Source organism: Pseudarthrobacter oxydans (assembly GCF_013314975.1).
In the GTDB taxonomy this organism is placed as follows: Bacteria; Actinomycetota; Actinomycetes; order Actinomycetales; family Micrococcaceae; genus Arthrobacter; species Arthrobacter oxydans.
This window is the reverse complement of sequence record NZ_JABTYH010000031.1, coordinates 1-21,305: the sequence shown is the minus strand read 5'-3', so window position 1 is coordinate 21,305 and position 21,305 is coordinate 1. Positions and strand designations below refer to the sequence as shown.

Genomic DNA, 21,305 nt, shown 5'->3' with positions numbered 1-21,305 from the left:
CGGCGTTGCGTGATGTTCACTTGATGAATGAGAGCCATTTGGAAGGGTGCCATCGCGTTCGGCCTGGTCAACGTGCCCGTGAAGGTCTACAGCGCCACTGAGGATCATGACATCAGTCTGCACCAGGTCCACAATGCCGACGGCGGCCGGATCCGCTACCAGCGCCGGTGCGAGGTCTGCAGCCAGGTCATTGATTACTCGGACATCGAGAAGGCCTTTGAAGAGGACGGCCGGACCGTGGTCCTGTCCAAAGAGGAGCTCAAGGCGATTCCGGCCGAGAACAGCCACGAGATCGAAGTGGTGCAGTTCGTTCCGTCGGAGCAGCTTGAGCCAATGATGTTCGAGAAGAGCTACTACCTGGAACCGGACTCCAAGTCGCCCAAGGCCTACGTGCTGCTTCGCAGGGCGCTGGAGGACACGGACCGGGTAGCCATCGTCCAGTTCGCGCTGCGGGAGAAGACCCGGCTCGGCGCCCTGCGGATCAAGGACGATGTCCTGGTGCTCCAGTCCCTCCTCTGGCCGGACGAGGTGCGCGAGGCGAACTTCCCGTCCCTGGAGGCGGATGTCCGGATCAGCGCGCAGGAACGGGACATGTCCGCAGCGCTGGTGGAGTCCATGGCGGCGGATTTCGATCCCGCTTCCTTCACGGACGACTACCAGGTGCAGCTCCGCCAGCTCATTGAGGCCAAGCTGGAGCAGGGCGAGTCGCTGGACACGGAGGAAACCTTTGGGGTGGAAGCCGGAGAAGGCAGCAAGGGTGAAGTCATCGACCTGATGGAGGCCTTGAAGCGGAGCCTCGACCGGAAAAGGGGTTCCGGTTCCGCGGCAGGCAGCGCTGGTGACGAGGCTGGCGGGGATTCCGGCGGCGCCGCCGGGGAGGGGGAGGAAGAAACGAAACCGGCGCGCAAGCGGTCCACGTCCGCCCCAGCCAAGTCCGCCGCAGCCAAGTCCGCGGATAAGCCCCCTGCCGGCAAAACCAGTTCCTCGAAATCGGCCGGGGACAAGGCAGGCGCCGCCAAGTCCTCGGAGGCCAAGGGCGCGGCGAGCAAGTCCGCGGGCTCCAGGTCCGCGGCTGCCAAGTCCACCGCCGCGAAACCTGCTGCCAAATCCGCCGCCGGCAAGGCTACCGGCACGCGGGCGCGCAAGCCGGCGTGATGGTCCGCGGACTGCGGAGCCTGCTCCGTGGTTCGATGCCATGCCTAAGAAACTACTACTGGGCCTGCTTGCTTTCCGGTAGCGGGCACCTGTTTAAGTAGCGGGGACCTGTTTGTTCCGGGTCCTTTACAGCGGCGTCCGGTGCGTCCACAATGAGTCGCATCACAGCCTCCGCTGTGGCCTCACAGCGTGCTGTCACTCACTCTGACCTGCCACCTGAGAGGGCGCGGAAATGAACGACCAGACGGACACAGCCAAGGCGAACGGCCAGACGGACGCAGCGAAGGCGGACCGGGAGCTCAAGCAGAAGCACCGGGCCATGTGGGCCTCCGGCGATTACCCGGCCCTCGCAGACGAGATGCTCCTGGAACTGGGCGCCATCCTGGTGGAAGCCTGCGGCATCACGTCCCGCCACAACGTGCTGGACGTCGCCGCGGGATCGGGCAACGCGGCCATTCCCGCGGCAATGATGGGTGCCAAGGTGGTGGCCAGCGACCTCACCCCTGAGCTTTTCGAGGCCGGCCGCCGCGAGGCTGCCAACCGCGGAGTCAGCCTGGACTGGCAGGAGGCCGACGCGGAGGCCCTGCCCTTCGCTGACGCCGAGTTCGACGTCGTCATGTCCTGCCTGGGCGTCATGTTTGCTCCCCACCACCAGCAGGCCGCTGACGAACTCCTGAGGGTGTGCAAACCGGGCGGCACCATTGGACTGCTGCACTGGACCCCGGAAGGATTCATCGGCAGGATGTTCGCCACCATGAAGCCCTTCGCCCCGCCGCCTCCGCCCGGCGCCCAGCCGGCGCCGCTGTGGGGCACCGAGGACCACGTCCGGGAACTGCTGGGGGACAGGATCACGGACACCGCGGCGCGCAAGCAGACCCTGGCCGTGCGGAGCTTCCACCAGCCCGGCGACTTTGTCCGCTACTTCAAGTCCCACTACGGCCCCACTATCTCCGTCTACAAATACATCGGGGAGGACGGGGACAAGGTCAAAGCCCTGGACCAGGCACTGACGGAGCTGGCTGATTCCTTCGGTGATGCCCACGGCGACTCTCCCTTCCAGATGGAATGGGAGTACCTGCTGTTCACGGCGAAGAAGGCCAAGTAGATCCCCCAACTGGGTAGCAGCAAGTGTCGTTATGGACGGCCATAACGACACTTGCTGCTACCTACATGGGCAAGGAGGGGCTTAAAAGCCGGCGGCCGCCGTCGGGCGTTTCCCGGGAAGGGGAGGCCCGACGGCGGCCGCTGGGGTTTGTGCGCTACTCGGCGTCGTGGTCCGTTTCCAGGATCTGGACCAGGTGGTTCAGCGCATCGTCCGCGCCGGCGCCCTCTGCGCGGAGGACTACAACGTCGCCGTGCGAGGCGCCCAGGCTCATGAGGGACAGGATGCTGGCAGCATCCATGGCCTCGTCCGCCGGCTCGCCTTCACGGGCGATGGTGATGTCCAGGTCGTATTCTCCCGCGGCCTCGGCAAAGATGGCGGCGGGGCGGGCGTGCAGGCCTACTCGGCTGGCGACGGTTGCGGTGCGTTCTGGCATTGTTGCTCCTTTGTCTTGCGGCGTGCTGTAGGTCCAGTGCCGGATAGCTTGGTGGTTAGGGTCAGACCGTTGCGGGAACGGATTCCACGGTATCAGCGGTCTTGGGGGCTGCCCAGCGCTTCAGTGCCACCACGGCCAGGGCAGTGACGATGGTACCGGCAATGATCGAGAGGACGAACATCAGCACGTTGCCAATGGCGAAGAATACGAAGATGCCGCCGTGGGGTGCCTGCGATGTTACGCCGAAGGCCATGGTCAGCGCGCCCGTGAGGGCGCCGCCCAGCATGCTGGCAGGAATAACGCGCAGCGGATCGGCGGCAGCGAACGGGATGGCACCTTCGGAGATGAAGGATGCCCCCAGCAGCCAGGCAGCCTTGCCGTTTTCGCGCTCAGCCAGGCTGAAGAGCTTCTTGTCCAGGACGGTGGCCAGGGCCATCGCCAGCGGCGGAACCATGCCCGCTGCCATGACCGTTGCCATGATCTGCCACGGAGCCTGGTTGTCGGCCGCGCCGGCGCTCAGGCCGGCGACGGCGAAAGCGTAGGCCACCTTGTTCACGGGACCGCCGAGGTCGAAGCACATCATGAGGCCCAGGATGATCCCCAGGACCACTGCGGAGGCGCCGGTCATGCCGGACAGCCAGCTGTTCAGTGCTGCGGTGAGGCCGGCGATGGGTCCGCCGAGGACCAGGAACATCAGGCCGGAGGCGAAGATGGATGCGAGCAGCGGGATGATGACAACCGGCATCAGGCCGCGCAGCCAGCGGGGGACGGACCAGGTTCCGATCAGGTGGGCCATGTAGCCGGCCAGCAGGCCGCCCACGATGCCGCCCAGGAAGCCTGCACCCATGAAGCCGGAGACAGCACCTGCAACGAAGCCTGGCGCAATACCTGGCCTGTCGGCAATGGCGTAGGCGATATAGCCGGCCAGCGCCGGGACCAGGAAGCCCATGGACAGGGCGCCGATCTTGAACAGCACGGCACCGAGGTAGATGGCGAGTCCGCCTTCGGGCAGGTTGCCGAAGTTGTTCTCCACCACCACGGTGTCCGCGACGTCGGTGATGTCGTAGCCACCGAGCAGGAAGCCCAAGGCGATCAGGAGGCCGCCGCCGGCGACGAACGGGATCATGTAGCTCACGCCGGTGAGCAGGGCCCTCTTGAGCTTCTGGCCGATGTGCTCGCCCTTTTCGGCTGCAGCCTGCTCTGCCTGTTCCTCAGCTCCGTAGTGCGGGACGCGGCGGGCGTTGGGGTCCGAGGCTGCGGCGAGAGCTTCCTGGACCATCTTGGCGGGTTCGTCGATGCCGCGCTTGACGGGCGCGTTGATGACGGGCTTGCCGGCGAAGCGTTCCTTGCCGCGCACATCCACGTCCACCGCGAAGATCACGGCGTCGGCAGCGGCGATCACGGCGGGGTCCAGCGGCTTGGCGCCGGAGGAACCCTGGGTTTCCACCTGCAGGTCGACGCCGGCCTCCTGGGCCGCGGCGACGAGCGAGTCGGCGGCCATGTAGGTGTGGGCGATGCCCGTAGGGCAGGCCGTGACAGCCACCAGGCGCTTGGGGCCGGAGGAGGCTGCCGGAGCGCCGGCGCCTGCCACCGCGGAAGCCCCGGCAGCGCCACTGGCGGTACCGACGGCAGCAGCGTCTGCAGGAACTGCCGCTGCGTGGGCGGCCGGCTTGTCAGCCAGTGCGCCGTCCACCAGTTCCACGATCTCCTCGCGGGAGGAGGCGTTGCGCAGGGCTGCGGTGAAGTCCTTCTTGATCAGGGACCGGGCGAGCTTGGAGAGGAGCTTCAGGTGGGCCTGGTCTGCTCCGTCAGGGGCCGCGATGAAGAAAATCAGGTCCGCCGGGCCGTCCTTCGCGCCGAAGTCCACCTTGGGGTTCAGGCGGGCCATGGCCAGGGTGGGTTCCGTGACGGCTGCCGAGCGGCAGTGCGGGATGGCGATGCCGCCGGGGATGCCGGTGGCGGTTTTCTGTTCGCGGGCGAAGGCGTCGGCGAAGAGGCCTTCAACTTCTGTTGCGCGTCCGGCGGCAGCGACCTTGCTTGCCAGGTGCCGGATCACCGCCTCGGGCGTGTTGCCCAGGTTCTGGTCGAGCTCGACCAGTTCCGTGGTGATGAGCTGGGTCACTGTCAATCCTTTCGAAGGGCCGTGATGGTTACGGCGTCCGGGGTGGTTTGGTGTACTGCCGGAACCGTGGAACCGGGCAGGGAGGCGGCTGCGGCACCGTGGGCCACAGCCTGGCGAAGGCAGTCGGCCGGGGCGGCGCCCCGGCCGTGGGCGAGCAGGTAGCCGGCAAGCGCGGAATCGCCCGCGCCTACCGTGCTGACCGCGGCGACCGGCGGATGCGTGGCCAGCCACGCGCCGTCGGCCGTTACCAGGACAGCTCCCTTGGAACCGAGAGTTGCCAGCACAGCACCCACACCGGAACGCACGACGGCGGCAGCGGCTGCCGCGGCAGCCACCGGATCCGCTTCCAGTTCGTCAGCGGTGGCCGAGGCGAAGCCGGCTGCAGCAGCCAGTTCCGCCAGTTCTTCGGCGTTGGGTTTGAGGAGGTCCGGTTTCCCGGAACCAGTGGCGGTACCGTCAGCGCCGGCACCGTCTCCGGACATTGCCGCGGCCAGCGGGGCGCCGGAGGAGTCCACGGCAATATACGGGGCGCTGCCGTTTCCGGCTGCGCGGATCCGGCGGGCCACCGTGGCGTAGAAGTCAGCCGGGAACCCCGGCGGGAGCGAACCGGCCAGGACAACCCAGCTGGCGCCGCGCGAGCTTTCCAGCAGCAGCTTGATGAGGGCTTCCTGCTGGTCCGCATCCAGGGCAGGCCCGGGTTCATTGATCTTGGTGGTCACGCCCCCGGGTTCGGTGAGGGCCACGTTGGTGCGCAGCGGCTCATCGATGGGAAGCGATACGAACGGCACGCCGGTTTCGCGGAGTCCGGCCAGGACAGGATCACTGTCCGCACCGGGAAGAACCGCCACGGATTCGAGGCCGGAGGCAACCAGTGCCCGGGAGACATTGACGCCCTTGCCTCCCGATTCCTGGCGGACGGAGACGGCACGCTGCACTTCGCCCCGTTCCAGGGGGCCGGGAAGCGCAACCGTGCGGTCCAGGCTTGGGTTGGCGGTGAAGGTGACAATCATGCGATCACCACGTCAACGCCGGCTTCTTCCAGGGCGGCTGCGAGTTCCGGGCCTGGTTCGCTGTCTGTAATCAAGGTATCCAGATCTTTCAGGGAGGCGAACTGGACCAGGGTTTCCGTGTCCAGCTTGGAGGAATCGGCCAGCACCACGATGCGGCGGGCCGAACGGACGAAGGCTGCCTTGACGGCGGCCTCTTCAGGATCGGGAGTGCTCAGGCCAAAGCTTGCGTGGATTCCGTTGGTGCCGATAAAGGCGATGTCCGGACGGAGCCTGCCGGCGGCTTCCACGGTTGACTGCCCCACGGCAACCTGGGTGATGCCGCGCACCCGGCCGCCCAGGACGTCCAGGGCGATCCCGGGGACGCTGGACAGTTTGCCGGCGATCGGAACGGCATGGGTGATGGCCACCAGTTCCGCCCGCGGTTCAGTTGCGTCGGAAGGTTCGACGGCGGCGCGGCGGGCGAGCATGTCCGCCAGGACTTCGGTGGTGGTTCCGCCGTCGATCAGGACGCTTCCCGCAGCGTTCCGCGGTATCAGGGCCAGGGCGGCCTCGGCGATGCGGATCTTCTGGTCCGGCCGCTGGATGGCGCGCTCGTTGACGCTTTCCTCGGTGGTGCTGAAGCGGTCTGCTGCCACGGCACCGCCGTGGACCCGGCGGACGGTGCCGGCGCTTTCGAGGGTGGCAAGGTCGCGGCGGACGGTTTCGGTGGTGATGCGGAAGCGCTCGGCCAGGAGGGTCACGCTGACCCGGCCGCTGCCGGCAACAAGCTCGGCAATCTTTTGCTGGCGCTCCTCGGCGAACACGTACCCTCCGTTGCGTAAGTTCAGTTGGTGCGGTGGATCCTGCTGTGCCCACATCCTGGGGTATGCACGTCTGCGTGACTGGCATCACATGATGTTGAGTTACTTGACTTTATCTTTGCTTATGTTGGTTTGTCAATGGAAACCCACACGAAACAAAATGCGCGCGCTGCTCCTCCCTGCAACTCCCTCGCCGGGGGACGCGAAAGCCGGGCCGGACCGCAATGGTCCGGCCCGGCTTGTCGGGTTCACTCGATGTCCAGCCAGGCAGCCAGCCGGGACTTTCCCTGGGGCTACAGCCCGCCGTCGCGGCTTTCGTTCCGGGTGATGCGTTCGCCGGTGTTGGGATCCACTACCGAGCGGGTCTCGCTGACGCGGCGGCTGCGGCCGGGCGAGGCGAGGATCAGGGAGGCAATGAGCCCAATAACGCCCACTGCGATGAGGATGTAGCCGATGAGGACCTGGTCCACGAAGGGAATAAGGCCTGGAGCGACTGCCCAGGCGAGGATGGCGCCGAGGGCGATAAGGAAAATGGAGGATCCGATTCTCATGACGTGCTCCTTAGGTGGGGGCCGGGCGTGGTCATCACCCGCTGACGGTTGCTAAGCATGCTGACCGTTAAGCGTCACGCTACAGCGCCGGGTAGTGGTGTTCAATGCTTCCGGGCGGTGTGTAACCCATTTGTTGTGCTGTGGCCCCTGTGAATGGTGGGACGGCAGCTGCCTCGGCTCCCCGCACGTGGCAAGGCCGGGGGACGGGGCCGCCGCTGGTCCGGCACGGCGTCGGGCTCCTTCGCCGCCTGCCTCGCTAGGCTGATCCGATGGAAACAGTTGTTTGGTCCAAACCGGAAGACCAGCGGGCGGATACCCCGCTGCTGGTCATGATGCATGGCTACGGTACGGACGAGTCCCGCATGGTGCGCCTGTTTGAATACCTGCCGGCGGAATTCACCTGCGCGGCGCTGCGGGCCCCCATGGATATCGGAGACCACTACGGCTGGTTCCTGCTGGACTACTTCCTGGCCAACGACTTCGCCGACGTCATCAAGGCTGCCGCCGCCGTCCAGGCCTGGATCAACAGCGTCAAGGGCCAGCACAGCAGCGTGAGCCTGCTCGGGTATTCCCAGGGCATGGCGATGGCCAGCACCCTGCTGCGCCTGCACCCCAAGGACTACGAGGCGGTGGTGGGGCTGTCCGGCTTCGTGCTGCAGAACGAGCTGCTGTCCCTCACTGAATCCTTCGATACCCGGCCGCCCTTTTTCTGGGGGCGGGACAAGGCGGACCTGGTCATCAATGAGGACGCCATCGCCTATACCGGGGAATGGCTCCAGGAGAACACGCTGCTCACCGCCAGGACATACCCGGGGATGGGCCACGCCATGTCCAAGACGGAAATGGTGGACGTAAGCTCCTTCCTGCGCCACTACGTGCTGCGACCGGAGGGGTCCACCAGTAACCGGCGGTGACGCTGTGGGGACGCTGAGAAGTGCGTCACGTCGGCGGGGCAAGAAAAAACAGTTGCCAGCTAAATTTGTAAGCGCTTACACTCTTCTTCGGCCGTTATAGCGGCACTGAACTGGGCGAACAAGGAGATCAGCGCGGTGCGGACGATGTACTGCAGCTGGCCACGGCCTGATGTTCTTTACCTGGCCTGCACGGCAGGCCGATCCGCCGGCTTGTCTGGGGGCGCCGGCATGCCCATGATGGTAGAGCTGCATCGATCGGCAGGGTCAAAGCCACCGCGTTACCCCGCGGGCGGGCACCTGCCGCACTTCCAGGTCATCCGGGCATCGTCGCCTCCAAACTTCACGGCACCCCTCGATAAGGCTGCCCGCCGTCCGGAAAGGACACCCCACCACCCATGAGTGACACCTCGGCAACAGGCCATGCAGCCGGCGGCCTCTCCGCCTGGGCCGGCGCATCGGCAATCCTCTTCGACCTGGACGGGGTGCTGACCCCCACGGCAACCGTCCATGAGCGCGCCTGGCAGGAACTATTCGAGGGCTTCCTCGCGTCGCAGCCCCAGGTGGCCGGTTACAGCGAAAGTGACTACTTCGACCACATCGACGGCAAACCGCGGTTCGACGGCGTACGCGACTTCCTGGCCTCGCGTGGGATTGTGCTCCCCGAGGGGCCCACTGACGACGACCCCGCCAACACCACCGTGCAGGGCCTGGGTAACCGGAAGAACCGGATTTTCAACGACATCGTCAGCACCGGCGTCGAGCCCTTCGAAGGGTCCGTACGCTTCCTCGACGCCGTGCTGCAGCGCGGACTGAAGGTCGCCGTCGTCTCTTCCTCCCGCAACGCACCCGCAGTCCTGGCGGCGGCCGGGCTCGCGGACCGCTTCCCTGTGGTGGTGGACGGCGTGGTAGCTGCCAGCGAAGGCCTGCCCGGCAAGCCGAACCCCGCCACCTACGAGTACGCCGCACGCCTGCTGGATCTCCCCAGTGAGGAATGCGTGGTGGTGGAGGACGCCGTCTCCGGTGTCCAGGCCGGGGAGGCCGGATCCTTCCACTCCGTCATCGGCGTGGACCGGGGCGCCGGCCGGCAGACCCTGCTCGACGCCGGCGCCACCCTTGTGGTCAACGACCTCAAGGAACTGCTTCCCTAAGGAACCGCAGCCTTCCCCGAGGCAGCCACGCTGCCCCGGCAGCCTGTTTCAGTACCCGTCATCCCCCCAAAAATCATCCCCAGGCCGGCAGCAAACCAGCTGCCCGGCCACACTTCGAAGGACCCAACACCATGGCCCTGATCTCCGCGGACCGCGAAAGATTCCCCAACAACCCCTGGCAGCTCGTGGAAACCCGCCACGAACAGGGCAATGAGGGGACCCTGGAAACCCTCTTTGCCCTGGGAAACGGGCACCTGGGAATACGGGGCGCCCACTGGGCGGCAGCCGACTCCGACCTTCCCGGCAGCTTCATCAACGGGCTGCACGAGATTTGGGACATCAAGCACGCCGAAAACGCCTTCGGCTTCGCCCGCACCGGCCAGCGCATCCTCTACATCCCGGACGCCAACAACTTCAGCGTCGTCCTGGACGGGGAGTCCCTCAGCCTTGCCGAGTCCGAGGTGCTGGACTACCGGCGCTCCGTTGACTTTTCCACCGGCGTCTACGAATGCCGGGTCACCTGGCAGTGCCGTTCCGGCGCCGTCGTCACCACCACCGAACGGCGAGCCGTCGGATTCGCGTCCAGGGGAAGCCTTGGCATCTCGCTGGAGGTGGACACTGACCGCGAGGTTTCGGTGGACGTGACCTCCTCCCTGATCAACCGGCAGGACCAGCCTGTGGAGGACCACTCGGTCCACGATCCCCGCCGTGCGGGCCGGCACGCCGGACGGGTCCTGCTGCCCCTGCGCCTTGACGGCGGTGACGGGTCGCTCCGGCTGGCCTGGGAAGCTGCCGAATCGAAGCAGCGGGTGGGCGTGGCCGTGGACCACTGGACCTCCGCGGGCCATCAGCCGTTCGAGACCCTGGTGGACCAGGACGACAGCAGCGTCCGCTACGTCCTGGCGGTCAGCCCCGGCGAGCCGTTCCGCCTGGAAAAGAGCGTCAGCTACGCCGCTGGCCGGGCCATCCAGGACCCGTCGGTTGACCCTGCGGCCGTTGCCGAGGAGGGCCTGCGCCCGGTGGGGGACATCTTTGCCGAGAGCGAAGCGCACTACCGGGACTACTGGGCTACCTCGGACATCGTGGTGACCAGCGAGTCCGTGCTGCAGCAGGCCATCCGGTGGAACCTGTTCCAGCTCGCCCAGGCAACGGCCCGCGCCGACGTCGCCGGAATTCCTGCGAAGGGTGTGACGGGCTCGGGGTATGAGGGCCACTATTTCTGGGACCAGGAGGTCTACCTCCTGCCCTACCTCACCTACACCAACCCCGACGGCGCCCGGAAGGTCCTCGAGTTCCGCCACGGCATGCTTCCCGAAGCCAAGGTCCGGGCCAAGGAACTGAGCGTGGACGGCGCCCTGTTCCCGTGGCGCACCATCAACGGTCTTGAGGCCAGTGCCTACTACGCCGCCGGCACGGCCCAGTTCCACATTGCGGCCGCGATCGCGTTTGCCACCAACCGGTACGTGTGGGCCACGAAGGACGCCGGGTTCCGCGACGGGATGGGTGCCGAACTGCTGATTGAAACAGCGCGCATGTGGATCTCCCTGGGCTTCTTCGGCAAGGACGGGCTCTTCCACATCCACGGCGTCACCGGCCCCGACGAGTACACCGCCGTGGTCAACGACAACCTCTACACCAACGTGATGGCGCGGTTTAATCTGCGTGCCGCCGCGGCCCTGGAACATGCAGGCATCAGCGACGAGGAGCGGCAGCTGTGGGAGGCGGCTGCGAACCGCATGCAGCTGCCGTTCGATGAGCGGATGCAGGTGCATTCCCAGGACAACGACTTCATGCACCTCGAACCGTGGGACTGGACCACGCCCCGGTCCAAGTACCCCCTGCTGCTGCACTTCCACCCGCTGGTGATCTACCGCCACCAGGTCCTCAAGCAGGCGGATACCGTCCTGGCGATGTTCCTGCAGTGGCAGGACTTTACGGTGGAGGAGAAACAGCGCGCCTTCGACTTCTACGACCCCCTGACAACCGGCGACTCCACCCTGTCCGCCTGCGTCCAGGGCATCATGGCCGCCGAGGTGGGGTACTCCCGCGAGGCGCTGGAACACTTCACCAACGCCGTGTTCATCGACCTTGACGACACCCACGGCAACACCATCGACGGCGTGCACATTGCCTCCACCGGCGGGGTGTGGAGCTCGCTGGTCTGCGGGTTTGCCGGGCTTCGGGACCAAGGTCCGGTCCCGTACTTCGATCCGCGCCTCCCGGCGGAGTGGGACGGGCTGGCCTTCCACCTCAAGATCCAGGGCCGCCTGCTGCTGGTGGAACTCGAGACCGGCTCCATCACGCTGACCGTCCCCGAAGGGGAGCCTCTGGTGGTGGACGTCCGTGGCCGGCAGCTCACGGTGGGCGCGGAACCCGCCACGGTGGCACTGGATCCCGTGCCGCAGCCGGAGCCCACGGTGTTCCCCAGCGGACATCCGACGGCGAGCATCCCGGTGGTGCGCGCCAACAGCTGAGTGCGGGGCGGCGGCGGGAGCCTAGTCTCCCGCCGCCGTCGTGCGTTCCAGCGCAGGTTCCTGGTCCAGGGGGTGGGCCAGTTCGTCGGCGGGCATCCGTGCAACAGCCATGGCGATGACCGCCATCACCGGGCAGACGCCGCCGGCCACCAGGAAGATCAGCCAGATGGGCAGCACCTCTGCGGCCGGCCCGGCCAGCGCCATGGACACCGGCATCAGGGCCAGCGAGACGAAGAAATCCAGGCTGGAAACCCGGCCCAGGAGGTGCGGGGGAACCCGCCGCTGGAGCAGGGTGCCCCAGATGACCATGCCCACGCTGCCGGTGGCACCGAAGATGAACAGCGCCGCGGCGATTGCCCAGAAGCTGTCCATGACGCCGACGGCGGCCAGCGGCAGGCTGCCAGCACCCCAGGACACCATCATCACCGTGAGGTAGCGGCGCGGCAGCCGGAAGGACGCGGTCAACAGCGAGCCCAGCGCGGCGCCGACCCCCATCACGGCCAGCAGGAAGCCGAACATGCGGGAATCGCCCGCCAGCTGGTCGCGGACCACGAACGGCAGAAGGACCTCGATGGGGCCAATCAGGAACAGGACCGAGATGCACGCCCACACCAGGGTCCACAACAGCCACGGGGTGCCCAACGTGTAGATGACCCCCTCGCGCAGGTCGTGGAAGAAGGACCGCCTGCGCCCCTCAGCGTCCTCGGCACCGGCGCCGGCCGGCCCGCCTGCACCGTCCACGGCCCCGTTGGCGGGAGCAGCCAGTGCATGCTGGCCCAGGAAGTTAAGGACGATGAACGCCAGGAGGTGGCACACCGCCACCGCCGTGACCGCGTGCGACGGCGAGAGGGCAGCCACCACGATGCCCGCCACGGCCGGCCCGGCTGCCTGCTGGAGGACGGGACGCATGGACCCTTCCATTCCGTTCGCTGCCAGCAGGTCCTGGGCGGGAAGGATGCGCGGCAGGATTGCGGAGTAAGCGGGAAAGAAGAACGCCGCGCCGACGCCGAGGACAAAGGAACCCGCTGCGACGTGCCACAGCTGGAGCAGGCCCGTCATGGCGAGTCCGCTGACGGCCGCTATCACCGCGAGGTTGGCCCCCTCCACGGCAATGATCAGCCGGCGCTGGGGGATCCGGTCCGCGGCGATGCCGCCGGCCAGGACGAACGCCACCAGGCCCACGCTGCCCGCGGCGGCAACCAGGGACAGTTCGAGCGGGCCGCCGCCCAGATGGATCACCTGGTAGACCATGGCCACGGCCCACATGCCGGAACCAAAGATTGAGATGGCCAGCGCTGCGATCAGTACCCTGTACTCGCGGTGGGCAAAGGGCCGCAGGGCTTTAGGGGTGGGCATAGGCTAAGTCTAGGCTTTGGAGGCACTCCGGAGGAGCCCGGCCGGAGGGCGCCGAACGGGGATGGGGCAAGTGGGTGGCCGCTCCCGCGGTGGCCTAATGTTAAGCAACCTTAGTATGAGGAATTCCGGCACAGGCGTGCCGGCGAGACAAGCAGAGGTGACCATGGCCAAGCGCAGCAATCCGGCAGTACGGATAGCACAGGAAACCGCCCACAACGCGGTGTTCGACGCAGACGGGAAGCCCAAACCAGGCGTCCACAACATGCTCCTGAAGGCGGTGGAAATCCAGCGCCCGCTGGTGGTGGCCTACATCCGCCGGCTGCAGAGGAAGCACCCCCGGGCCACGGCAGCCCAGCTCGCCGACATCCTGGAACGCGACTACCTCCGCGCGGTCACCGGCGGCGGTGCGCTGGTGGGCGCGACCGCCGTCGTGCCCGGCGTCGGCACCGTGGCGTCCCTGGGACTGTCCGCCGCCGCAACCGTCGGGTTCCTGGAAGCAACAGCCCTCTACTCCACCTCGCTGGCCGAACTGCACGGGATCCGGCTGACCAACCCCGAGAAGGCCAGCACCATGGTCATGGCCATCATGCTGGGCGAGGAAGGGACGGCGCTCCTGGGGACACTCAGCGGGCAGGCTGCCGGCAGGGAGATGAGCGCCAACAAGGCCTGGGGCAATGCCCTGTCCAAATCGATGGCCGTGCCGGGCTTCGGCAGCATCCGGAACAGGATCCAGAAGGCCTTCCTCAAGAACCTCCTCAAACGGCAGGGCTCCGCGTTGTTCGGCCGGGCGCTGCCGTTCGGCATCGGCGCGGTGGTGGGCGGAGCCGGTAACCTCATGATGGGCCGTGCGGTGGTGTCCAACGCCAAGGAGGCGTTTGGACCCATGCCGGACACCATCCCCGGAGAGCTCACCGCCGCCGCGGCGGCCCAGGACACCCCGACGCTGGAAGGCAAAACTCTTGGATCTCAACGCTGACCTTGGCGAATCATTCGGCTCCTGGCGGATGGGGGACGACGCCGCCATGTTCCAGCTGGTCACCAGTGCCAACGTGGCATGCGGCTTCCACGCCGGGGACCCCGTCACCATGCTGGACAGCTGCCGGGCCGCCTACGAACTCGATGTGACTGTCGGCGCCCACGTGGGGTACCGGGACCTGGCCGGTTTCGGCCGCCGCTCGCTGGACATGAGCTTCGACGAGCTCTTCGGTGACGTCCTGTACCAGCTGGGAGCGCTCGACGGCGTTGCCCACGCCGTGGGTGCCTCCGTGGACTATGTGAAGCCGCACGGGGCCCTGTACAACCGGCTGGTCCACGATGCCGAACAGGCGTCGGCCGTGGTGGCCGCGGTGAACGCGTACGATCCCGGCCTGCCCATCCTGGGGCTCCCTGGCTCCGAGCTCCTGAAGCAGGCCAAGGACGCCGGGCACCCGGTGTTCATCGAGGCCTTCGTGGACCGCGCCTACCGGGCGGACGGCACGCTGGTTCCCCGCTCGGAGGAGGGTGCCGTGCTGCACGACGTCGACGCGATCGTTGAGCGGGCCGTGCGGCTGGCTGCCAAGGGCGAAGTGGTGGCCGTGGACGGAACAGTGGTCCAGGTCAGACCCGATTCCCTGTGCATCCACGGCGATACGCCGGGCGCGGTGGGGATGGCTGCCGCCGTCCGGGCCGGACTGGAAGCGGCCGGCCTTGAACTGGAGTCCTTCGCCTAGCCGAAAACCAGGTGTGCCACCGTAAAGATGGCAAGCCCGGCCAGCGCGCCCACCACGGTGCCGTTGATCCGGATGAACTGCAGGTCCTTGCCCACCTGGAGTTCGATCTTTTGCGATGTTTCCTCGGCATCCCAGCGGGCCACGGTGTCCGTGATGACCCCGGCAATGTCCGAACGGTAGGTCCGCACCAGGTACGCGGCTGCGTCTCCGATCCACGCGTTGACCTTGCCGGCCAGCTCGGGCTCGCTGACCAGCCGGGAGCCGAAGTCCCGCACGGCCGCCTTGAACTTCACGGTCAGTTCGCTGTCGGGATCGTCCACGGCGCCCAGCAGCGCATTCTTGACGGTGCCCCACGTGCGGGAGGCCAGTTCGCGCACCTCGGGGTCGCCCAGCACCTGGGCCTTGATGTCCTCGGCGCGGGCGATCATCGCAGGATCATGCTGAAGGTCCTGGGCAAGGTCGTTCAGGTACTTGTCGATGGACTGCCGGACCTGGTGGTTCGGGTCGGCCTGCACCGCGCGGACGAACTTGAGGATCTCCACGTAGACCTTGTCGCCCACCAGCCCGTCCACGAACTGCGGCACCCAGGTGGGGGAGCGGTCGGACACCAGGTGGGTGACCGTGGCGTGGTTGTCATCCACCCAGTCGGCGGCGCGGTCCACCAGCAGGTCCACCAGGTTGTGGTGGTGCCCGTCGCGGAAAATCCGTTCGGCCATCTTGCCCACCGGCGGCCCCCACGGCGGAGTCAGCAGGTGCTTACGGACCATTCCCTCGATGACCGCCTGGACGTCGTCGTCATTCAACACCTTGAAAAGGCCGCGGATGACGGCGGCGCCTTCCTTGGCCACCCGTTCGGAACCGGCGGGCGTGGCAAGCCATTCGCCCGCCCGGCGGGCGATATTCACGCTGGCGAGCTTGTCCTGGACCACCTGCTCCGAGAGGAAGTTGGTCTCCACGAACTCGCCCAGAGAGGCGCCGATCTGGTCTTTCCGGCGCGGAATGATGGCAGTGTGCGGGATCTTGATGCCCATGGGGTATTTGAACAGCGCCGTGACGGCGAACCAGTCAGCCAACGCGCCCACCATGCCGCCCTCGGCCGCCGCGCGCACGTACTGGAGCCACGGATATTCCTTCTGCAGCGCGAACGCGAAGACGAAGATCACGGCCATCACCAGCAGCAGTCCCAGGGCCACCAGCTTCATTTTCCGCAGCGCTGCCGCCTTTTCGGCGTCGCCCGCACTCAGCTGGTGGCCGACGGCGGCCCGCGCCTCCGCAGGGCCCCTCGAGGCCGGTGGGGTGGAAGGGGTGGGCCCGCCGGGTGATTCCCGGGTAGTTGGCTCAGAGTTCACCTGCATGTGCCAAGCCTAGTCCCGCAGCACGGGGCCGGTCGGCTACCGTGTCTGCATGACTACTGATGAGTCAGCGCCGCAACGGCCGTTGGTCTTTGCCCACCGCGGCTCCAGCGCCGCGTTCGCCGAACACACCCGGGCCGCCTACCTGCAGGCCCTGGCCGACGGCGCCGACGGCGTGGAGTGCGACGTCCACCTCACGCGTGACCAGCACGTTGTCCTCCTGCATGACGCCAACCTGGACCGGACCTCGGACGGAACGGGACCCGTTGCCGAGCGCACCCTCCGGGAACTGCGGCACCTGGATGTCTCGTCATGGAAGGGCGCCCGCATCCCGGAGGCCTACGGCGCCCGGTCAGAGCAGCTCCTGACGCTGCCCGAACTCCTGGACATCCTGCGCGGTGCAGGCCGGCCGGTGAAACTGGCCATCGAGCTCAAGCACCCCAGCCCTTACCAGCTCAAGCTGGAGGACCGGGTCCTTGAGGTGCTCCGCAGCGAGGGGTGGGACCCCAAAAGCTCTTCCGTGGACAACGTGGCGGTGACTTTCATGAGTTTCAGCCCGGACTCGGTCCGGCACCTGCTCAGCTCCGTTCCGCCGGAGTACATCTGCCAGTTGGTGGACGACGTGGACATCCGGGCGATCCGCGGCGGGCTGGGATTCGGGATGATCACCGGCGGCGCCATTGCCAACCTGATGAGGGCCACCCAGGCCGAGGGCGAGAGGATCCTGGACAACGGTGAGGTAGGCCTGGCCGGGCCCGGCATCGAGTATGTCCGCCGGCACCCGGCTGCTGTCCAGCGCTGGCTCGCCTCCGGCCGGCGCTTCCGGGTGTGGACGGTGGATTCGGAGCAGGACGTTGCGCTGTGTGCGGGACTGGGAATCCAGGAGGTCACCACCAATGTGCCGGCCCGGGTCCTGAGCCAGCTGCAGGTTGCCTCGCCGCAAGGAAGGTAGAGGCTGATGGAGGAAGACCAGGCCGGCGTGCCGCCGCTGTTCCGCTGCCTTGGGCCGGTTTTCCACCAGCAGGATGCTTCCGCAGGGCTCCTGGCTGCGCCCTGGTCCGGTCCCCGCCGCTGGTGGGCCGGGCCCCTGGACGTCGAAGGCCTCGGACTGGGTTCGGTTGGTGCTGCTGCGGCGGCCCTCAACCTCCTGGCGGGCGCGCCGGGCCGGTTCGCCACCACCTCAGCCCTGACCGCCGGCGCCTTCGACTCTTCAGGGCACCTGCGCGTCTCCGGGCACCCCATCCAGGGGTTCGCCCCGCTGTCCGGCTTCCGGCGCACCCTGGACGGGTGGATCCGGCTCCACGCCAACTATCCGCATCACGAACAGCGGCTGATGGAAGCGCTGGGTGCCACCACCGCTGACGGCGTGGCTGCTGCACTCCGCAGCATGGAGTCGCTGGAAGCCGAAGCCGCCATCCAGTCCCGCGGCGGGGTGGCCGCGGCTGTCAGGACCCGGGCCGACTGGCTTGCTTCCGCCATGGGCCGGTCCGCCGGCACGGGACCCTGGATTGACGTGACGCTTCCCGGCGGGAAGGCGAAACGAACCGGGCGGCCCGTGCTCCGGCCCGTTGAAGATCCACGCCGGCCACTTCAGGGCGTGCGCGTGCTGGACCTGACCCGCGTCATCGCCGGTCCCGTGTCCACCCGCCTGCTGGGGGCGCTCGGTGCGGACGTGCTGCGGATCGACCCGCCGCAGCTTCCGGAACTCACCGGCCAGTTCGTTGACACCGGGTTCTGCAAGAGAAGCGCCCAGGCGGACCTGGCCATCCCCGGGAACCTGGACCGCCTGCGCCACCTCCTGCGGACCGCCGACGTTGTGGTCACGGGCTACCGCGCGGGCTCCCTCAACCGCTTCGGCCTGGATCCGCAGGCCCTCCTGGAAGCCCGGCCGGAGCTGGTGCTGGCCACCCTGGACAGCTGGGGCAGCGACGGCCCGTGGAGCGGGAGGCGCGGGTTCGACAGCATCGTCCAGGCGGCCTCCGGGATCGCGGACCTTTACGGGGCGGAGAACAACGACGGCGGCTGGCAGCCGGGAGCGCTTCCCGTCCAGGCGCTGGACCACGCCACCGGGTACGGCCTGGCTGCCGGTGCCATCGCATTGCTCGCGCACCGTCAGCACGGCGGCCTGGGCGGGTGGGCGCGCCTGTCCCTGGCCCGCACCGCCGAGGAACTCCTGAACCTCCCCGCACTCCCCGCCCTGCCTGCCCTGTCCGGCGAAACGGGATGCCCGGCAGGCCCGCCCCCCGCACCTGTACTCCGGACACAGGCCAGCACGTACGGCGGACTTCGCTACGCCGCGCCGCCACTGCTGGTGGACGGGCAACCCCTCGACTATGACCGCCCTCCCGTCCCCTACGGAAGCTCGGAGCTGGCCTGGGCCTGAGGGTTACAGGAGCCCGCCGCGCCTGTGGTTGAGTGGAGTCATGCCTTTTCCCCGCTCCGGCCGGGCCGCCCAGACCCTCTCCGCTGCAGCCATGAGCGCGCTGCTGCTGGCCAGCGCCATGAAACACTTCCGCGACCCCGCCTTCTACCGCCAGGTGGTCCCGGGCTACCTCTGCCGTGACGATGACCCCGGCCGGGATGCCGCTCCCGCACGTCCGCTTGCCCTCCTCTCCCGGGAGGAATGGATCGCCCTGAGCGGGCTGCTGGAACTGGCAGCCGCCGTCGGAATCCTTGTCCCCGGAACGCGGAAGGTGGCCGCCACGGGCACCGCCGTGATGTTCACCGCGTTCCTGGCCGGACACGCCGATGCGCTCCAGCGGGCGTACGGACCACGGGGAACGCGGGCCCAGCGGAAGGTGCACACCGTCCGCCTTCCGCTGCAGGCGCCGCTCATAGCGTGGGCGTGGAGCCTGCGCCGGCCTGCCGCAGGAGCACGTCCGTGACCCTGCTGGCCTCCCCGGCGGTGCGGATGGGGATCTCCATCAGCATTGCCACCGGACTGTACGGCGTATCCTTCGGGGCGCTCTCCGTGACGTCCGGACTCAACGTCTGGCAGACGATGGCACTGAGCCTGCTCCTGTTCAGCGGCGGCTCTCAGTTCGCGTTCATTGGCGTGGTGGCCGGCGGCGGGTCCGGCATCGCTGCCATGAGCGCCGCCACCCTGCTGGGCATGCGCAACGGGATCTACGGCATGCAGCTCAACGCCCTGCTGCACCCCACCGGATGGCGCAAGTACGTGGCAGCACAGCTCACCATCGACGAGTCCACGGCAACCAGTTCCGGCCAGACGGACCCTGCAGAGCAGCGCCGAGGGTTCTGGGCGGCCGGCATCGGCATCTACGTGCTGTGGAACCTGTTCACCGCCATCGGCGCACTCGCCGGGAGCGGCCTGGGCGACCCCAAGCAGTGGGGGCTGGACGGCGCAGCCGTGGCCGCGTTCCTTGGGCTGCTCTGGCCGCGGCTCAAGGGACGCGAGCCGGTGGCCATTGCCGCTGTATGTGCCGTGGCCACCGTCATCGCCGTGCCGTTCGTTCCCGCCGGCGTGCCAATCCTGGTGGCGGCCGTGGTGGCAGCGGTGATCGGCTGGTTCAGCCACGGCCGGAGCGACGAAGGCCTGGAGCCTGACGTGGACCCCTTCCGGGAGCGCCACCATGGCACGCACCGCGCCGGGGACGCCGGTCCGGGGGCCACCGGATGAGTCTCTGGATCTGGCTGCTGATTGCCTGTGCACTCGCCTACGCGTGGAAGCTGGTGGGCTACTTCGTTCCGGCCCGGCTGCTTGAAGACCCGCGCATGTCGCGGGTGGCGGGCACCATGACCATCGGGCTGCTCGCCTCCCTGACTGTGGTGAACACCTTTGCCACAGGACAGTCGCTCGCTGTCGACGCCAGGCTGGGCGCGCTGGTGGCTGCCGCCGTGGCCCTGGCGCTGCGCGCGCCGTTCCTGGTGGTGGTCCTCGCCGGTGCTGGAACGGCTGCGCTGTTGAGGATGCTGGGCTGGAACTGAGCGCCCAGCAGGGACGGGAACACAGCTGCCTCATGTGATGCAACTCACATTAATTGCTCTTTTCCGGTTGTACTATAAAAGCGGCTATGCAGTCGGCCGTGGAATTTCGCATGAATGGTGACCATGGAAAATCAACTGCATGCAGCCGGGGAAAGATCCGGACGTCTGCGCCGCAAGAATCCGGGACGGCGGGCGGGACTCCCAGCCAAGCGCTTCTTCACCCGGTTTGCCCGCCTTGCTGACGTTCCGGAGGAGGACCTCGAACTGCTCTCCCGGAGCCTGCGGACGTCGCTGGACCTGGATCCGGCATCCCACATTCCCGCACTGCATGCCCTGGTGCGCCAGGAACTTCGCAGCAGGGGAGAGGCCGGCAGCAGGTAGCAAAGGGCATCCCGGAACCGATCTGTGGTGGACTGGCACCAGGGCCGCAAATCCACTGCGGCGGCCACGAAGGAGGAACCGAGATGAACGATCAGTCACGTCCGGAGCAGCAGGGGAAGCCGCGGCCAGGCTATCTTGACCCCAGGGGGTCGGAATCCACCCGGGAGATGCGGGATACAGCCCGCCGCCGCCGGGATGCCGAGGAAAAACTGCAGCAGCACCTCAACGAGGCCAAAGACCACGTGCCCAATGAACGCGACGACCAGCCAGGGCAGCCCGGGCACAAGGAGTCCGACGGCGGCGGCGACGGCGGGCAGGTCCCGTCCCGCTAGGTTGGGACGACAGGGCGCCGGGCACATCCGCTGGGGCGGGTGGCAAGAGTTGGAGCCTGCTGGAACGGGTGGCGGGAGTTGGAGCCTGTTGGCTAGGCCACGCCGTGGGCTGCGCCACCGGGAGAACCGGCCCGCCGGCAGCTCTCTTCGACGGCCATCTCGTACCATGCCTCTGCCCCGAATTCGGGTTCAGGCGTGTCCAGGTTCTGGTACAGGGCGTCCAGCAGGTTTGCGAGTTCTTCCGCGGTCAGCGAGGGAAGGACTTCCTCGGGGCCGCGGGGATCGTTGAGGTAACGGTTCAGTTGTGAACTCTTCATTGTGCCGCTGCCAGAATGCGCCGGAACTGCCGGGATTGCTTCATGGGTCACTCCATCCCAAAGTCGGGAGGCTGGCTGCGTAACCCCTCCTGAAGTGTATTGCACCCGCAGGGCGCCCACAATGGTGCCGTCCGCGCGCCAGGCAAAACGCGCGCGCCCGCATTCCGGAGCCGTGGCTGCGCCCCGTGCGGCGCGGTT

The 21,305-nt window shown here is 67.6% G+C and carries 22 protein-coding genes; 14 read left to right on the top strand and 8 right to left on the bottom strand.

Translation table 11 applies throughout. The features are described 5' to 3' along the window. The first annotated feature begins 27 nt into the window (after positions 1 to 27). Positions 28 to 1,155: a non-homologous end joining protein Ku gene (ku, locus tag HTS88_RS17360; RefSeq protein WP_174180549.1), complete on the top strand. Its 1,128-nt coding sequence runs from the start codon at positions 28 to 30 to the stop codon at positions 1,153 to 1,155. 232 nt (positions 1,156 to 1,387) lie between these two features. Next, positions 1,388 to 2,260 carry a class I SAM-dependent methyltransferase gene (locus tag HTS88_RS17355; RefSeq protein ID WP_174180547.1) on the top strand — a complete coding sequence of 291 codons (873 nt, stop codon included), beginning with the start codon at positions 1,388 to 1,390 and terminating at the stop codon, positions 2,258 to 2,260. A gap of 154 nt (positions 2,261 to 2,414) precedes the next feature. Here HTS88_RS17355 and HTS88_RS17350 read toward each other — a convergent pair whose 3' ends face one another. From HTS88_RS17350 to HTS88_RS17330, 5 genes are all read right to left on the bottom strand, one after another. After that, entirely contained in the window at positions 2,415 to 2,693 is a 279-nt protein-coding gene (locus HTS88_RS17350) for an HPr family phosphocarrier protein (RefSeq protein ID WP_056333115.1), read from the bottom strand. Between the two features lie 61 nt (positions 2,694 to 2,754). Then, positions 2,755 to 4,815 (bottom strand): fructose-specific PTS transporter subunit EIIC, encoded by a 2,061-nt coding sequence (locus HTS88_RS17345; RefSeq protein WP_174180545.1) that lies wholly within the window; start codon positions 4,813 to 4,815, stop codon positions 2,755 to 2,757. 2 nt (positions 4,816 to 4,817) lie between these two features. After that, on the bottom strand, positions 4,818 to 5,825 hold the full coding sequence (locus HTS88_RS17340; protein ID WP_174180543.1) for a 1-phosphofructokinase family hexose kinase: 1,008 nt from the start codon (positions 5,823 to 5,825) through the stop codon (positions 4,818 to 4,820). Next, positions 5,822 to 6,628: a DeoR/GlpR family DNA-binding transcription regulator gene (locus HTS88_RS17335; protein ID WP_174180541.1), complete on the bottom strand. Its 807-nt coding sequence runs from the start codon at positions 6,626 to 6,628 to the stop codon at positions 5,822 to 5,824. The genes HTS88_RS17340 and HTS88_RS17335 overlap by 4 nt, the downstream gene beginning before the upstream one ends. Before the next feature lie 290 nt (positions 6,629 to 6,918). After that, entirely contained in the window at positions 6,919 to 7,176 is a 258-nt protein-coding gene (locus HTS88_RS17330; protein ID WP_066273382.1) for a DUF6458 family protein, read from the bottom strand. Positions 7,177 to 7,445: 269 nt separating this feature from the next. Here HTS88_RS17330 and HTS88_RS17325 point away from each other — a divergent pair, with 269 nt between their 5' ends. The 3 genes from HTS88_RS17325 (at position 7,446) to HTS88_RS17315 (ending at position 11,712) form a co-directional block, all read left to right on the top strand. Beyond that, positions 7,446 to 8,090, top strand: a complete 645-nt coding sequence (locus HTS88_RS17325) for an alpha/beta hydrolase (protein WP_174180539.1) — start codon at positions 7,446 to 7,448, stop codon at positions 8,088 to 8,090. A 395-nt stretch (positions 8,091 to 8,485) separates the two neighbouring features. Beyond that, entirely contained in the window at positions 8,486 to 9,238 is a 753-nt protein-coding gene (locus tag HTS88_RS17320; RefSeq protein WP_174180537.1) for an HAD family hydrolase, read from the top strand. Between the two features lie 131 nt (positions 9,239 to 9,369). Continuing rightward, positions 9,370 to 11,712: a glycoside hydrolase family 65 protein gene (locus tag HTS88_RS17315; RefSeq protein ID WP_174180535.1), complete on the top strand. Its 2,343-nt coding sequence runs from the start codon at positions 9,370 to 9,372 to the stop codon at positions 11,710 to 11,712. Positions 11,713 to 11,733: 21 nt separating this feature from the next. Here the strand turns inward: HTS88_RS17315 and HTS88_RS17310 are convergent, their stop codons facing one another. After that, on the bottom strand, positions 11,734 to 13,068 hold the full coding sequence (locus HTS88_RS17310) for an MFS transporter (protein ID WP_174180533.1): 1,335 nt from the start codon (positions 13,066 to 13,068) through the stop codon (positions 11,734 to 11,736). Positions 13,069 to 13,231: 163 nt separating this feature from the next. Here HTS88_RS17310 and HTS88_RS17305 point away from each other — a divergent pair, with 163 nt between their 5' ends. Further along, entirely contained in the window at positions 13,232 to 14,044 is an 813-nt protein-coding gene (locus HTS88_RS17305; RefSeq protein WP_174180531.1) for a hypothetical protein, read from the top strand. Then, positions 14,028 to 14,777: a LamB/YcsF family protein gene (locus HTS88_RS17300; protein WP_174180529.1), complete on the top strand. Its 750-nt coding sequence runs from the start codon at positions 14,028 to 14,030 to the stop codon at positions 14,775 to 14,777. The genes HTS88_RS17305 and HTS88_RS17300 overlap by 17 nt, the downstream gene beginning before the upstream one ends. Here HTS88_RS17300 and HTS88_RS17295 read toward each other — a convergent pair. Further along, the gene (locus HTS88_RS17295) at positions 14,774 to 16,132 is read right to left on the bottom strand and encodes a DUF445 domain-containing protein (protein ID WP_174180527.1); all 1,359 of its coding nucleotides are present in this window, start codon (positions 16,130 to 16,132) and stop codon (positions 14,774 to 14,776) included. The two genes, HTS88_RS17300 and HTS88_RS17295, sit on opposite strands and share 4 nt — an antisense overlap. Before the next feature lie 49 nt (positions 16,133 to 16,181). On the opposite strand from HTS88_RS17295, the gene HTS88_RS17290 reads away from it, so the two are divergent. From HTS88_RS17290 to HTS88_RS17260, 7 genes are all read left to right on the top strand, one after another. Continuing rightward, a complete protein-coding gene (locus tag HTS88_RS17290) occupies positions 16,182 to 17,081 on the top strand; it encodes a glycerophosphodiester phosphodiesterase (protein WP_174180525.1) in 900 nt (299 codons plus the stop codon). Positions 17,082 to 17,087: 6 nt separating this feature from the next. Continuing rightward, the gene (locus HTS88_RS17285) at positions 17,088 to 18,512 is read left to right on the top strand and encodes a CoA transferase (protein ID WP_174180523.1); all 1,425 of its coding nucleotides are present in this window, start codon (positions 17,088 to 17,090) and stop codon (positions 18,510 to 18,512) included. 40 nt (positions 18,513 to 18,552) lie between these two features. After that, the gene (locus HTS88_RS17280) at positions 18,553 to 19,014 is read left to right on the top strand and encodes a DoxX family protein (RefSeq protein ID WP_174180521.1); all 462 of its coding nucleotides are present in this window, start codon (positions 18,553 to 18,555) and stop codon (positions 19,012 to 19,014) included. Then, positions 19,011 to 19,769, top strand: coding sequence for an AzlC family ABC transporter permease (locus tag HTS88_RS17275; RefSeq protein WP_174180519.1), 759 nt, complete (start codon positions 19,011 to 19,013; stop codon positions 19,767 to 19,769). The genes HTS88_RS17280 and HTS88_RS17275 overlap by 4 nt, the downstream gene beginning before the upstream one ends. Next, positions 19,766 to 20,077, top strand: coding sequence for an AzlD domain-containing protein (locus HTS88_RS17270; RefSeq protein ID WP_174180517.1), 312 nt, complete (start codon positions 19,766 to 19,768; stop codon positions 20,075 to 20,077). The genes HTS88_RS17275 and HTS88_RS17270 overlap by 4 nt, the downstream gene beginning before the upstream one ends. A 123-nt stretch (positions 20,078 to 20,200) precedes the next feature. After that, positions 20,201 to 20,458 carry a hypothetical protein gene (locus tag HTS88_RS17265; RefSeq protein WP_174180515.1) on the top strand — a complete coding sequence of 86 codons (258 nt, stop codon included), beginning with the start codon at positions 20,201 to 20,203 and terminating at the stop codon, positions 20,456 to 20,458. Positions 20,459 to 20,541: 83 nt separating this feature from the next. Continuing rightward, a complete protein-coding gene (locus HTS88_RS17260) occupies positions 20,542 to 20,790 on the top strand; it encodes a hypothetical protein (protein ID WP_174180511.1) in 249 nt (82 codons plus the stop codon). 92 nt (positions 20,791 to 20,882) lie between these two features. Here HTS88_RS17260 and HTS88_RS17255 read toward each other — a convergent pair whose 3' ends face one another. Then, positions 20,883 to 21,107 (bottom strand): hypothetical protein, encoded by a 225-nt coding sequence (locus HTS88_RS17255; protein WP_174180513.1) that lies wholly within the window; start codon positions 21,105 to 21,107, stop codon positions 20,883 to 20,885. Positions 21,108 to 21,305: the final 198 nt, after the last annotated feature.

What these genes read in the sequence shown, in the direction of transcription:
- HTS88_RS17325 (WP_174180539.1), top strand. Translation starts at nt 7,446, where the DNA reads ATGGAAACAGTTGTTTGGTCCAAACCGGAAGACCAGCGGGCGGATACC.
- HTS88_RS17295 (WP_174180527.1), bottom strand. Translation starts at nt 16,132, where the DNA reads ATGCAGGTGAACTCTGAGCCAACTACCCGGGAATCACCCGGCGGGCCC.
- HTS88_RS17355 (WP_174180547.1), top strand. Translation starts at nt 1,388, where the DNA reads ATGAACGACCAGACGGACACAGCCAAGGCGAACGGCCAGACGGACGCA.
- HTS88_RS17270 (WP_174180517.1), top strand. Translation starts at nt 19,766, where the DNA reads ATGAGTCTCTGGATCTGGCTGCTGATTGCCTGTGCACTCGCCTACGCG.
- HTS88_RS17265 (WP_174180515.1), top strand. Translation starts at nt 20,201, where the DNA reads ATGGAAAATCAACTGCATGCAGCCGGGGAAAGATCCGGACGTCTGCGC.
- HTS88_RS17260 (WP_174180511.1), top strand. Translation starts at nt 20,542, where the DNA reads ATGAACGATCAGTCACGTCCGGAGCAGCAGGGGAAGCCGCGGCCAGGC.
- HTS88_RS17285 (WP_174180523.1), top strand. Translation starts at nt 17,088, where the DNA reads ATGGAGGAAGACCAGGCCGGCGTGCCGCCGCTGTTCCGCTGCCTTGGG.
- HTS88_RS17350 (WP_056333115.1), bottom strand. Translation starts at nt 2,693, where the DNA reads ATGCCAGAACGCACCGCAACCGTCGCCAGCCGAGTAGGCCTGCACGCC.
- HTS88_RS17320 (WP_174180537.1), top strand. Translation starts at nt 8,486, where the DNA reads ATGAGTGACACCTCGGCAACAGGCCATGCAGCCGGCGGCCTCTCCGCC.
- HTS88_RS17280 (WP_174180521.1), top strand. Translation starts at nt 18,553, where the DNA reads ATGCCTTTTCCCCGCTCCGGCCGGGCCGCCCAGACCCTCTCCGCTGCA.
- HTS88_RS17310 (WP_174180533.1), bottom strand. Translation starts at nt 13,068, where the DNA reads ATGCCCACCCCTAAAGCCCTGCGGCCCTTTGCCCACCGCGAGTACAGG.
- HTS88_RS17340 (WP_174180543.1), bottom strand. Translation starts at nt 5,825, where the DNA reads ATGATTGTCACCTTCACCGCCAACCCAAGCCTGGACCGCACGGTTGCG.
- HTS88_RS17290 (WP_174180525.1), top strand. Translation starts at nt 16,182, where the DNA reads ATGACTACTGATGAGTCAGCGCCGCAACGGCCGTTGGTCTTTGCCCAC.
- HTS88_RS17305 (WP_174180531.1), top strand. Translation starts at nt 13,232, where the DNA reads ATGGCCAAGCGCAGCAATCCGGCAGTACGGATAGCACAGGAAACCGCC.
- HTS88_RS17255 (WP_174180513.1), bottom strand. Translation starts at nt 21,107, where the DNA reads ATGAAGAGTTCACAACTGAACCGTTACCTCAACGATCCCCGCGGCCCC.
- HTS88_RS17330 (WP_066273382.1), bottom strand. Translation starts at nt 7,176, where the DNA reads ATGAGAATCGGATCCTCCATTTTCCTTATCGCCCTCGGCGCCATCCTC.
- HTS88_RS17315 (WP_174180535.1), top strand. Translation starts at nt 9,370, where the DNA reads ATGGCCCTGATCTCCGCGGACCGCGAAAGATTCCCCAACAACCCCTGG.
- ku (WP_174180549.1), top strand. Translation starts at nt 28, where the DNA reads ATGAGAGCCATTTGGAAGGGTGCCATCGCGTTCGGCCTGGTCAACGTG.